Here is a 14,124-nt window from a genome sequence, read left to right as displayed (position 1 = left end):
CTGCTATAGAAAAAGGCTGTCTGAAACTTCAGCAAACTCACTTGCCGCCGTGCGCCTCAGATCAAGACACTGTTCTTCAGTCAGACCGGCTGTCTGCATGGCCGAAGGGTCGACAGAAAATGCGCCCTTCCCGAAGTCACCGTTTTCCAGGTCGGACATCACCAGCAGAGCGCTGAGATGCAGCAACGCAGTTTCCTCGGTGAACCGATCGGCTTGGCCCGGTTCAGGGTGAAAGAAGGTGATGACCTGAAAGATTTTGGGCAGATCCCACTGCTTCATGACCACGCCCCCCAATCTGGCGTAATCGAACCCGAGTTGTTCCCTTTCCACCTGGTACAGCGGACGATCCAGATCTCTGGCGGTCAATACAGCCTGCTGAGCCGCTTCAGGAATCGACAAGTACATGAACAAATGGCCGATGTCGTGCAACAGACCTATCACGAACAGCCGGTCAGTGTCCATTATCCCGCATTCAAGAGCAAGTCGTTTGGTCATCACGGCACAGTAAAAACTACCCTGCCAGAATTTTTTCATATTCATCACATCCGTCTGGATGCCGGAAAAAGCTTCGGCGACCGAAGCAGTAAGAACAATATCATGCACCTGGCGAATTCCCAGCAGACTGACGGCATGACTGACGGTTTCGATTTTGACCGCCCTTCGGTTCAGGGGACTGTTGACGACCCGCAGAAAGCGCGCGGCCATACCCGGATCACGCCCTACCAGAAGGGCGACTTCCGCCATGGTATAATCCGGGTCGTCGATCAGTTCTTTCAACTTCAGATAGATGTCCGGCAAGGACACCAGTTGTGCGGATTGTGCAACTTTTTTGAACACGGCCTGCCTTTCTTGCGAACGAACCCGGTTAAACCGGGAAATGAAATTAGAAATTGGAAATTTGACTGTCATGCTTCTGTAAGATAGATGAACGCAATCAATTTCCTGTGGCCCCATGGCCATTTTGTTAGCATCCAATGCGTAAAAGCGTTTTATTTCTCCCCAATTTCTATTTTCCAATTTCAAGTCTCAGCTTTACAGCACTACCCCGTCATCGTCATCGGTTGTTTTTGTAACAGGCCCGCAGCCTCATGGTGAGGCACCGCACGGCCGAAATAATAGCCCTGCAGGTATTCACAGCCCAGGGCTGTCAGGTGGTCAGCCTGATGTTTTTCTTCAACCCCCTCCGCGACGACCTCGAGCCCCAGCCCATGAGCCATGGAAACGATCGATGCGATCAGCTTGTCGGCGGTTTCATTTTTGTTGATATCGGATATAAAGGCCCTGTCTATTTTCAGGCAGGACAGGGGGATATTCTTCAGATAGGCGAGCGAAGAGTACCCGGTTCCAAAATCGTCCATGCTTACCCGAAGTCCCATCTCCCTGATCTTTTTCAAAACGGCAATCGACTGGTCAGTGGTATTGACCAACGAGCTTTCCGTCAGTTCGATTTCAAGCAGACCGGTGTCGATGTTGAATTCATCCAGAATGTTCCGGATCCGACCGACCAGATTCATCCGGCGCAATTGAACCCCCGAAATGTTGACCGCGACCGGACTGACCGCCAGCCCCATATCCATCCACGTTCGAAGCTGCCGGCAAACCCTGTGGATCACCCAGTCGCCGATCCTGTCAATCTGGCCGGACTGTTCGGCGACCGGAATGAATTGATCCGGAGGGACAGCCCCCAGTTCGGCACTCTGCCAGCGCAGCAGCGCCTCGAAACCGGCGATCCGCCCTGTTGCCGATTCGATCTTTGGCTGGTAGTGCAGCCGCAGTTCATCGTTAGCGATGGCTTCATGCAGTCGGTTTTCAATCTTCAGCTGGCTGGCCGCCATATCGTTCAGGTTCTGCGAAGCAAACAGATAACGGTCCTTGCCATTGAGTTTTTTTGCATAACTGCAGGCATTGGTCGCACTGCTGTACAACTGGTCCACCGTCCGTCCATCGTGGGGAAAAATACTGACCCCGAAATAGACGGATGCATAAATTTCGTTCCCCTTGATCGTGAACGGTTTTTCAAAGGTGTCCAGCAGGCGTTTCATCACCCAGGTCACATGGTCGACCTGCCTGATATCGGTCAGCAGGATACCGAAATCCGTCTGGTTGACCAGCGAGACCGTCGACATGCCGTTGTAATTATCGATGACGGCAACCGTGTCGATATTCTCACGTAAGACATCATTCAAGCGTTGGCCGCAGGCTTTCACCAATTGTTCGGCAGCCCTGTATCCGAGTGTTTCGTGAACCCGTTTGATCGTGTCGATGGTCATTGACAATACCGCAACCAGATAGTTCGCCCGCCTGGCCCTGGCGATCTCATGGCCGATCCGATCATCGAACAGGGAACGGGTCGGCAAACCGGTTTTGAAATCGTACATGTCATAGTGTTCCAGCTCGAGGGTGCGTTTTTCCAGCAGGCCCTCGAGCTCCTGCACCCGTTGCTGCAGCCGGCTGTGATCAGGATCGGGTTCGGCCCCTGCCGGCAGGCTCGACTGAGGCATCGGTTGCCGGTTCTGCGCCCCGCCATGACCTGCGGCACCCAGGTTTAAGTCTTTCCCCCAGGCGACAACCCGATTCCTTCCGCTTTTTTTTGCTGCATAAAGGGCTTTGTCAGCCTGGTCGATCAACTCGTCCGGTTTGTTGGTGTCTGAACCCAGGGAAGAAACGCCCAGGCTGATGGTAATGTTGACCCCCGAACAGGATCGCTTTTCAAGGGTCTGACGAATCCGCTCGGCAATCTTGACGGCCATGTCGAGGTTCAGGCTGGGCAGGACCACGCAGAACTCTTCGCCGCCATAGCGCCCGACCAGGTCGTTATCACGGGTTCCGGTTTTCAGAACATCGGCAACTGCCTTGATCACCTGATCCCCGGTTGAATGACCATAATTGTCATTGACCGATTTGAAAAAATCGATATCCACCATGATGCAGGACAGATTGGCCTCGCTTGCCTTGGCCCGGGCAAACAGTCCGTCAAATTTAGACGCCAGCGAGCGTCGGTTCAGGCACAGGGTCAGGGGATCGCAATTGGCCAGAATTTCCAGTTCCTGGCTTTTGGATTTGATTTCATCGTTGGCCAGCTGAAGATTTTCAAGCATGGCGCTCAGCTCGAAATTTTTTTCCTCCAATTGGGTGATATCGTCAAAGGTGACCAGGGCGCCGCGACACTTGCCGCCATTGTCGGTTACCATGGCGGCAGCGACCGCCAGCTTGGTAGTGGTGCCTTTATTGTTCTTAAGGCTCAACAGGGCGCCCTGGTGGTCCTGATTCTCTTTCAGCACCTTGAACCAGGGCAGTTGGCTGACCTGCCTCGGAGTTCGGCAATCCAGCCAGCCCAGTTCCGACCCTTTCAGGCCGACCAGTTCCGTGGGGAATTTGCCGAACAGACTCGCAAAGGATGCATTCGCCATCACGATTTGTTCCTTTCTGTCCAGCATCATTACCCCTTCGTGAAGCACATCGAAGGCTTTTTGCACCCGTCGGGGAATCACCGCGGTCGGATCGAGTTCGCGCAGGGTCCGTTTGATCACTAAAAAATAGCAGAGAAAACAGCTCAGCCCGACGAACACCAGCAGCCAGGCGAAAGAACCGCCAAACCCGGATGCCAGGCTGCCCGCCCAGAACGGGGCAAAGCGGATTTCCACCGTTGCCCATTTGGCATCATTTCGATACACGGGCACGTTGATGTGGGTGGGCGTCGATTTGCCGTCGGCCGGAGGCATCCAGTGGCCCAGGTGCTCACCCGCAAGGGCGATCAACTCGCCATCTTCGGTGCGAATGGCAGCAGAGCGGATGTCATCGTTACGTTCCACCACCCCCCGAAGCGTGTTCCGGATGGTTTGAAAATCATTTTTCCGGGCGGCGGCAGCAAATTGGAATGCCAGGGACTCGCTGAGCCCCTTGCGCAGTTCCAAGGCCGAATCGGTCCCGTCGGGAACGAGTCCGATCAGATCGGCCAGAAACAGCAGGTTGACCGTCAGTATCGCCAGTGCGAAGCTGAGCCGTATGGCGGGCGATTTAAAAATCATTCCGTTTCGCTGTCGAAAATGGTTTCCGGTCGCTGTTCCGTGCCCTCGGCCATCTCATCCTTGCCTTTTTTATCTTTTTTCTTCCCGGACAGAATGATAATCGGGTCAAAGCCGCGCCAGAGCGGCAGTGTCGACATCATGCTGGCAACCATGGATCCGGCCCGCAACAGGTAACTGACGATACCGACGGTGAAGGTCGTCATGGATGCGGTGACGATTTTCGTTTTTAACGCATTGGCCTCTTGCTCCGATCTGAATGTCCCGTCGATTTCCTCTCGCAGCAGATCGTAATCCGGATTGTCAACAAACTGCTCCCAAGCGTTATCAGCAAAATCTATGCCGTCCATATCTGCCAGTTCATAGTTCACCGGGGTATGTTCAGCCGCCTGGTCATTGAAAGGCAAATAATTTTCAGCAGCGATATCTTTGTACAGATCGTTGTCGAAATAGGTGAAGGCACGATCGTCCCTGCGGCTTTCAGACCGTTGGCCCGAATCGTTTTCATCGGTCAGGAAAATAATTTTCTCCGGGTTTTCAGCTTTCGGACCCGGCGTTCCCGGCGACGGATTGGCCACGTCTGAAGAATCATCGGGCGTCAAATTGTCGTCAGTCGGCAAAACCGGATCATCTTCAATCTGGGGATCGACAGGCGCCTGGTCTGACGGATCCTGGATGACCGGGCCATCTTCTTCATCTGTGTCGGAATCTTCGAAATCCTGCCCGGAACCACTGTTGGCGTCCTGGTCTGGGTCTGGCTCACTCGTGCCGGCCACCTGGACGGAAAAACGCTGCGTACCGGCGAGAAAGCCGTCGGAGACGGCCAGCTCCACGTCGTGATTGCCGATCTCCGCCTGGGACGGAGTACCCGACAGGGTGGCGGTACCGTCTCCGTTGTCCACCATGGTCAGCCAGGCCGGCAGGGTGGTGGCGCTGATGGTCAGGTCGTCGCCGTCCACATCGCTGGTTGCAATTGTGTCGCTGTATGGCAGGTCCTGGGTGGCGCCGGTAATCGCGGCTGAATCAAAGGCTGGCACATCGTTGGTGCCGTTGATCTGAACCGTGACCGTGCTGGCGGTGCCGTCAATACTGGTGACGGTGAATGTCTCGCTGACGTTGTCCCCGACGTTCAGGCTGTCGAAGGCGCTGTTGGCGGTAAAGGACCAGACCCCGGCCGAATCGATGGTGCAAGTACCGATGGTGCCCACAATGGTGTCGGCCGTAAAGGCATCGTCCGGGTTATCCACGTCCGTGCTGGTGAGGGTTCCGCTGGCAGTAAGCGCCGCATCGGTCTCGGTCAGGGCCTGACTGGCGCTGCTGACCGTGGCGGGGTCATTGACCGCCGTGATATTGATGGTCTGGCTGGCGCGGCCTTCTTCTGAACTGCCGTCGCCGCTGGTCCCCGGATCGGTGCCGGTGCTACCCTGGTCGTTGACCGTCACAATGATGGTGGTCGAGGCCGAGGGGGTGCCGCTGCTGTTCAGATAGGAGATGGTGCCGGTACCGCCGCCGGAGAGCAGGTTGTTGATCCGGGCAATGGTACCGCTGAGCACAACCGTTGCCGTGTCGTTACCGCTGTCGATGGTCACGCCCGAATCACCTGCTGAAACGGTCAGGGCGCCCTCGCCAACCCTAAGTGTGGCCGTACCACCGCTGCCGGCGTCATCGGCGTCGGTGACGCCGAAGCCTGTTCCGTGAATGGACAGGTTGACATGTTCGGTGGCGCTCAGCGCGCTTGCCGGGGCGCTGACCACCGGCGGGTCATTTTGGGGCGTGATGGTCAATGTAACGGTGACCGTGTTGGAAACCACACCACTGCCATCATCGATCGTGTAGGTAAAGCTGTCGACCGCCGTTTCACTGCCATTGTGGGTATAATCGACGGTGCCGTCGGCGTTGATGGCGTCGATGGTGCCATTGGCGGGACCGGAGACGATGGTGATACGCGTCAGGTCCAGGCCGTTGTCGGCATCGCTGTCGTTGCCGGCCAGGTTCAGGTTGGTGGTGCCACCCTCACCCACCGTGAAACTGTTGGCCACTGCCACCGGTGCATCGTTGACCCCCGTTACGGTGATGCTCACCGTGACCGGGATGCTGTCGGCGGAACCGTCGTTGGCCGTGTAGGTGAAGGTCTCGACCAGATGCTCGCCGGCGCGCAGCGAATCGAATACACCGCGCGGGTCATAGGTAAAGCTGCCGTCGGCGGCGTTCAAAATCAGGGTTCCCCGCATTCTCGTGGTATTCAGGTTGGTCACGGACAGGGAATCACCATCGGCATCGACATCATTGGCCAGCACCCCCGACCCTGCGGGAATGGTGAGCCGTGTATCTTCGTTCGTGATATAGCCTTGATAGGTCGGGGTGGCAGCAAGCCCCTCCATTCCGCCGGGGACGCCGTTGTTGCCGTTGGTTGACCCGTCGACGACGATTCCCCCGCTGCCTTCGTTTAACCGCCAGTTGCCGGCCAGACCGGCTTCCAGACCCGTCAAAGGCCCGTTCATGGTCGCCTGGATCTCTGCCTGGGACCGGGTGGTCCCCCAGATCCGGACGTCATCGATCTGACCCTGAAACCGCTGGGTGGTAGCATTTTCACGACCACCGATAAAAAGATCGTTGTATGCTGTATAGACATCACCCATGGGGCCGGGCTGGCTGCAGGTATCCACCAGTGCGCCGTTGACATAGGTATTGATCTCGCCGGCCGGTCCATCGAAGGTGACGGCGACATGGGTCCATTCCCCCGCTGTCACGAAGTGGCCGGTATAGTGCCATGTCCAGTTCGATGAGGCGTCGGCGATGGCATGGATGATCTCACCCGTATCGGCGACAACCCCCATCTCATACTCCCCTTCCTTGTTGACGATGATCTGGGTGCCCGTGCCGCTGCCGCTGTGATTGATCCAGGCCTCCATGGTGACATTGTCGGTCATCTGCAGGCTGGGGTCGTCGGCAACCTGGATGAAATCGTCGCCGTCGAAGGTAAGATAAACACCCTCGGGCCGGGCAATGGGCGCATCTTCGGTGCCGTTGATTGTGATGGTGACATCATGGGTCGATCCGTCGGCGGTGATCACCGTCAGGGTGTCGCTGACGCTTTCGCCGGCATCCAGCTGCTGAATGGCCGCCTGTGAGTTGTCGGCACGGTAACTCCAGTTGCCGGCCGCGTCGATGGTCAGATCGCCGTAGGCGCCGGTGATGGTTTCGGCAACGAAGCTGGATTCGCCCGCATCCGCATCGGCGATGGTCAGGGCACCGGCAGCCTCCAGCAGGCTGTCGGCATCGGGATCGACGTCCTCGGTGACACTGCCGGTGTCGAGGCCGCCGATCACGGGCACATTATTGGGATTGACGACGATGTCAAAGATATCAAAAGCCGCGCTGCTTCCGTCGTCTGCCGTCACCTTGACGCTGATCGTTCCGACATCCGTACCGGCCGGTGTACCGGAAAAGGTGCGCGTGGTCCCATCGAAGCCCAGCCAGGCAGGAAGGACGGAGTCGTCGTCCAGGGTGGCCGTGTATGTCAGGCTGTCCGACACATCGACATCATTGTATGTGTCGGCCGCAAAAGTGAAGTTGAAAGCGACGCCTTCGGCCGCACTCTGGTCGGCAATGACATTGGCAACGAAAGGCGAATCTTCGGCCCCGCTGATGGTGATGGTGACGGTCTGGGTGGTGCCGTCGGCCGTGGTCACGGTCAGGGTGTCGGTGACGCTCTGGCCGGCATCCAACTGCTGGATGGCGGCCTGGGTGTTGTCCGCCGCGTAGCGCCAGTTGCCGGCGGCATCGATGGTCAGGCTGCCGTAGGCGCCGGAGACGGTTTCGGCCACGAAGCTGGATTGGCCGGTATCCGGGTCGGCAATGGTAAGGGCGGCGCCGCTCTCCAGCAGGCCATCCGCGTCCGGATCCACGTCCTCGGTGACGCTGCCGGTATCGACTCCGCCAATCACCGGCGGATCGTTGACGGGGGTAATGCTCACCGTGGTGCTGCCGACAGCCTGCAGCGCACCGCCAGTGCCCTGACTGCCTGTGTTGCCATCGGTAAAGGTCCAATCGATCTGCACTGAAGCCGGTGGTGCATCGGAACTGTTGGCATAGGTGACCTGGCGCAGAATATTGTCCACATCTGCCGAGGTGGGAATTTCGACGTTGGCATCGGTAAAGGTGATCACCACTTCTCCGGCGGTGGTGGTGACGTCGAAACTGGCAATAACCTGGCTGTTCTTGATCAGGTTGCCGCCGCTCAAGGTAATGCCGTTGCCATCGTTGAAGCTGAAGACATCATCGCTGCTGGCGCCGCCGTTGCGCAATAGGGTCAGGCTGGAACCGGCATAGTTGCCCAGGCCGCCGTTGAAGGCATCGAGTTCGGCGTCGCTGATGTTGATGTCTGCATCCAGCGCCACCGCAGCGCCATTTTCGACATAGTTTGGATTGCCATCGAGGGTGCCATCGTATGTTGGCGCAGTGTTCGTCAACGTGTGGCCGATAATGGACCAGCCATAAGTAGTGGTTAAGGTGTTGACGGCCGCGATACCGTTTCCACTGTATTCCAGGCCGGTCGCGCCCAGCGTCACACCGGTCTGCACATCTTGACTCGCCCAACCGATCAAGGTTGCATCATAATTAGCGATCGACAAACCTGAAGACCTCAACATGTAGTTCATATCCGTTACGTTATTGACAACCCAGCTGCCAATGTCCTGATCAAAGGCATAGGCGGACCGGAACATATTTCTCATCGTCGTAACACTAGAGGTGTCCCACCCCCCAATATCCTGGTTAAAAGCAATGGCAGCCCAGAATGTAGACTGCATCGTCGTAACATTGGAGGTATCCCAGGCGCCAATATCCTGGTTAAAGGCATAGGCACGGGCAAACATGCCATGCATACTGGTGACACTGGAAGTATCCCACGCCCCAATATCCTGGTTAAATACATCGGCATCCAAGAACATATCCCGCATATCGGTGACACTGGAGGTATCCCACGCCCCAATATTCTGATTGAAGGAATCAGCAAGCGCAAAAATTCTACTCATAGTCGTGACACTGGAGGTATCCCAGCCGCCGATGGTCTGATTAAAAGCCTGGGCGTTTTCGAACATAGATTCCATAGTCGTGACATTGGAGGTATTCCAGCCGCTGATGTCAGCATTAAAGGTCGTTGCCTCCATAAACATCTGTACCATGCTGGTGACATTTGAGGTGTCCCAGCCGCCAATATCCTGGTTGAAGGCACTGGCGTCACGAAACAGCAAGTCCATATCTGTAACGCTGGAGGTGTCCCACCCTCCGATGTCTTGATTAAAGGATGAAGCACCATAGAACATGCCACTCATATCAGTGACATTTGACGTATCCCATGTGCTGATGTTCTGATTAAACGATGAGGCACCATAGAACATATTCTGCATATTGGTAATAGTGGACGTATCCCAATTGCTCAGATCTGTATTGATGCTGGTCGCGTTCTTAAACATTTCAGAGAGATCTGTTATTCCGGATAGATCGGGGGCATCCGTCGCATTGATAACGAGATTACTCGCCCCGTCGAAGGCATCGTCAAGATCCTGCCACGCGATGTTGCCCCATTGCTCGATCGACGTTAACTTATCCCCATCACCGCCGCCGTCGAAGTTGATACCAGGCAAGTCACCCACAATGGCTACCGTATATTCACCTGCTGAGCCATAGGTGTGACTGACCGGCCCTGCGCTGTGGGTTGATGAAGAACCATCCCCCCAATAAACGATGAAGTTTGTATCGCCGGAGCCAATTGGAATGGTAATCGTAGTGTTATCAGATGCACCGGAATTTTCGGTATTCCAAGTCGTAACAAAACCAATCGTTTCTGCCGTCGCTTGGTCATCGCCCACTGTCAGATCGACAGTTCCCGTATCGCTGTTGCCTTTATCGTCTGTCACCACATAGTCAAAACTTTCACTGCCCGCGCTGGTTGCAGTTACCTTGAGGCGGCCATCGGCGCGCAGTTCGATAACCGTACCAGATGCGAGTGTGGCCGTATCGCCGGAATTGACCAGATTGGTTGCGGCATTGCCATTGGTGGTATCGATGATCTGGGTGACGGTCAGGATATCGCCATCCACATCGCTGTCATTGGCAAGCGGGTCAACGGTAATCGGTACACCTGCTGAGATGGTGAATGCATCATCGACAGCAACCGGTGCATGACCATCAACGGCAGTAATGGTGACGGCGGTGCTGCCCGTCGCCTGCTGCGCCCCGCCGGTTCCCTGACTGCCCGTGTTACCATCAGTAAAGGTCCAGTCGATCTGCACTGAAACCGGTGGTACATCGGAACTGTTGGCATAGGTTATCTGCTGGAGCACCTTGTCCACGTCCGCAGAGGTCGGGATCTCGGCCGCGTCGGAGAAGCTGATGACCAGCTGACCCGGTGTGGTGGTGATGTCGAAGGTGCCGATGATCCCGGAAGCGTTGCTCAGGTTGCCGCCGCTAAGGGTAATACCGTTGCCGTCGTTGAACGCGAACACATCCTCCGACGAAGCCCCGCCGTTGCGAACCAGCGTCAGGCTGGCACCCGCATAGTTGCCGAGGCCACCGCTGAGGGCGTCGAGCTCGGCGTCGCTGATATGGGCATCCACATCCAGCACCACTGCGGCCCCGCCTTCGGTAAAAGATACATTGCCGTTTAAGGAACTCATCGTGGCCAGGTCATAAGCGATGATGGCCTCGGCATCACTGTCCGCAACGAACAAACGTGACCCATCATCACTGAAGGCCATTGCCCGGGGATTCGTTGCAGCAGCGCTGACATTCAGGGCCTCACCGACGCCGGCATAAACGGCCGTCGACACATCAAAGGCAATGCTCAAATCATATTCAAAGATTGTTGCGAGGCCGGAATCGACGGCATATAATTTTGTACCATCCGAATTGAATTGTATATCGCGAATGCCGGTGGGACCCGACAGGGTTGTCGTCTCACCGGAGTAAGCCGCTGTGGAGACATCGAATGCTACGGACAGATCATATCCAAACACACCGTCATTGCTGTTGGAGATGAGTAATTTGGTGCCGTCATCATTGAAAGTGACCGTTTGCGGTGAACCGGTTTGCGCCGCCACGTTGAACTCTTCCAATGCCCCACTGTATGTCGCTGTTGTCAGGTCGAATGCGGCCGAAAGCGAATACTCGACAACGGCATCATCCGTATTGCCGATCAGGAAAAGTTTGCTGCCATCGTTGTTGAACGCGAAATCCAAAGGTGTGGCTTCTTCACTTCCAATGGACAGCGTCTGCGTATGGGTGGCCGACATACCGGCCACAACCAGCTGAAACGGCGCCGGCAGGGAATAGGCATAAATTGCGTCGCTGCTGTTGCCCAGCACAAACAGGGTTGACCCGTCCGGGCTGAATGACAGGCCATACGGCAACCCGTCTTCCCCCCCGACCGAGAAGGACTCTGCAACGGTCGCCGAAGAAATATCAAAGGTGCCCATGTCAAACGTCGGCGCATCGTTGACCCCATCCACCGTAATGGTCATGAACTGGGATATGCTGTCCGATCCGCCATTGGTGGTGCCGCCCGAGTCGGTTACGTTGAACTGAAAGGCTGACGACCCGCTCTGCTCGTCAGCCGGTTTGAACTGCATGCCCTGAATCTGGGCCAGGGTATAGGAACCGGTCGTTACGCGCGTGGTACCATCAGCAAGAAAAATATCGCCAAAGCTGGGCGGCGGGATGACGGTCACCGCGTAGCTCAGGGTTTGGCTGCTTTCGTTGCCGCCCCCACCGGGGCCATAGGTGACGCTTCCAAGGCCGAGGGAGGTCAATCCGGAATCCTCGTTGACGGTCAGGTTGTCGACACTGCCGGTGAGAAGAACGGGCGCGTCGTTGACAGAATTGACGGTGACGCTGCTGCTGGCAGTAGCCGTGCTGAAGGCGCTCGTGCCGCCAACATTGATGACAACGGTGTATTCGACCTGGACGTTATCCACAAAGAAGTATTCTGCAAAGCCCCTATAGCCGCTATCGATTCGCAGGCGGATCTGGGTGTCGGCCGTGGCATAGGCGCTGATATCGTAACTGCGTGACCCGGTACTTCTGCCGGAGATACCAGTGAAGATCTCCAGAGTGGACCAACTCGAACCGCCGTTGTCCGAAATCTCGAGCACGATCGAATCGGAGGGATCAACACTTAAATTTGTTTCAAAGTCGAAAGTCAGGGTGGCGTTTGTCGCTGTGGACAAGTCCGCTGCACGTTGTGCGCTCTCCGAGCCAGCATCGATGACGTCACTTTCTAAACGCAGTGCGTCACCGGTAATCCGAACTAGCCCGCTCGTGGCCACATTGTCATCATTACCCTCGATCCAACTGGACGCCCAGCTGGCCGAACCGTCATTGTTGCTGTATGAAGCCGTCGAAAACTCGTCGCGCACCGTGTAGGTCATGGTGAGATCGGCCGTGCCGCCGGCTGTTCCGCTGGTCTGGTCCCAGGCGTGGAATGTGATGCCATTTGTCACTGTGCCGTTCCAGTCGGCATCGGGAACAAAACGGACAGAGGTATTGGCATCGGCGGCGAGAAGGCGAGCGTTAGCATCGTCCACCGTACCAAAGGCATACCAGTTGCTGCCGCCATCGGTGGTATACTGCCAGGTGCCGTTGGTGTCGTCGACCGCGATCACGGCAATGCCCAAGGACGCACCACTGTCTGCATCGGTCACCTGGTCGCTGATAAGATCGGAAACCAGGGTGCCGCTGTTGGTGAAATCGTCTTCGTCGATGGTCGTCAGGTTGTTGGCGCCAGACAGTACCGGGGCATTGTTGGCTGCCGAATAAGCAAGCTGCACATTGTCCAGCCCGATCCACCCGCTTGTGCCAACCGTATTTTCGAATTCAATCCCGAGTTTTTGCCCAATGGCGGCGGGTACATCATCCGAATCGAAAGAGATCGTGCAGGTGTTCATGATGTCGGTTGCCAGGGTGTCGATCGTTTGACTGGCAATCTCGGTTCTTGTGCCGCCGTCGTCGTAGTAAAGGCGCATGGTCAGTTCGCCCGCCACACTGCTGATTTTTGAATCGACGTTCAGCTCATAGGTCTTGCCGGCAAGAATGTCATGGTCGGTCAACTGCCAAACGGAAGGATCGGTGCTCCATAGGTATCCTCGCCAGGTTCCCTCGGTGGTAGCCACGGCCTCCACGCCCGAAGCGGAAGCCACCGAATCGCTGCTCCAACCGGGAACGCTTTCCCAGTCGTTCTGTTTAGCGGTGTTGGGCTGTTCGAAACCGAAATTGGTCACGGTAATCGTGGTGGTATCCAAAGCACCCACCCATTGGTCCTGGGCAATGTCGGTGACAATGACCCCGGTCTCCACGTCACCGACCTTGGATTCCAAATCCCAGTCTCCTCCCAAGGAGGCATGGCCGGTGAGGTCGTCCGAAGCGGCAACATCAGCACCGCTAAGTGCACCAATGGTGTTCAGCAGGCCCTGCCCATCACTGCCGGCGGCGAAATTGCAGCCGTAAAAGAGGATATCCCCGGTGTCGGTCATAGCGTCGCCCCAACCGGCAACGGCATCGCTGTTTTGATTCAGGCCGGTGCCGTCCAACCAGGTGCTGCCCAACTGGATCTGCCCGTCGGCCCCATAGGTGATGAAATGCACGGCAGCCAGGTCGGAATAGCCGGACAGGATATCGCTGACCTGCCCGATGCCGTCGCGGTCGGCGTCGAGCTTGACGACATCAATGATCCGCGTGTCGTCGCTTTGCTGCAGGTTGGCAATCAACTGCTCGTACCCGGCTACGTTATCGTTGACGAAAACCAGCTCCAGGCCCGCCTGCAAAGCCGACGGCTCGGCCGTTTCCGTCTCAGCGGGATTCTCGATGGGGGTATCTTCGGTTACCTCTGCGGCTACCACTTGTTCCTCAACAGCCAGCGTATCCGGCCCGGGGGCAAGGTCGGCGGAAAACAGCACCCGCGGTTCCAGCTCTTCGTAGCGGAGCGTTTCAGGATGCTTCCTGGCGTTGCGCCGGCCGAACAGGTTGGTGAGTTTGGTTAACATGGGTAGCTCCCTTTGAACGGTATTGCTTAATCCGGATAAAACGGAAAAAATAAATTACA

The 14,124-nt window shown here is 56.5% G+C and carries 3 protein-coding genes; all 3 read right to left on the bottom strand.

Annotated features, from left to right (window positions below; translation table 11 throughout):
• Nucleotides 1-3: 3 nt before the first annotated feature.
• From DSCA_RS23820 to DSCA_RS23810, 3 genes are read right to left on the bottom strand one after another with little or no spacing between them, the layout of a single operon-like run.
• On the bottom strand, nucleotides 4-1,017 hold the full coding sequence (locus DSCA_RS23820) for an HDOD domain-containing protein (protein WP_155318822.1): 1,014 nt from the start codon (nucleotides 1,015-1,017) through the stop codon (nucleotides 4-6).
• 23 nt (nucleotides 1,018-1,040) lie between these two features.
• Entirely contained in the window at nucleotides 1,041-4,028 is a 2,988-nt protein-coding gene (locus DSCA_RS23815; RefSeq protein ID WP_155318821.1) for an EAL domain-containing protein, read from the bottom strand.
• The gene (locus tag DSCA_RS23810; RefSeq protein WP_155318820.1) at nucleotides 4,025-14,065 is read right to left on the bottom strand and encodes a BspA family leucine-rich repeat surface protein; all 10,041 of its coding nucleotides are present in this window, start codon (nucleotides 14,063-14,065) and stop codon (nucleotides 4,025-4,027) included. The genes DSCA_RS23815 and DSCA_RS23810 overlap by 4 nt, the downstream gene beginning before the upstream one ends.
• Between the last annotated feature and the right edge of the window lie 59 nt (nucleotides 14,066-14,124).

The organism is Desulfosarcina alkanivorans (assembly GCF_009688945.1).
GTDB classification, from domain to species: Bacteria; Desulfobacterota; Desulfobacteria; order Desulfobacterales; family Desulfosarcinaceae; genus Desulfosarcina; species Desulfosarcina alkanivorans.
Note: the sequence above shows the minus strand (reverse complement) of the source record. Positions and strands in the feature narration are given on the sequence as shown.

Coding starts and splice junctions, on each gene's coding strand:
- DSCA_RS23815 (WP_155318821.1), bottom strand. CDS start 4,028: ATGATTTTTAAATCGCCCGCCATACGGCTCAGCTTCGCACTGGCGATA.
- DSCA_RS23810 (WP_155318820.1), bottom strand. CDS start 14,065: ATGTTAACCAAACTCACCAACCTGTTCGGCCGGCGCAACGCCAGGAAG.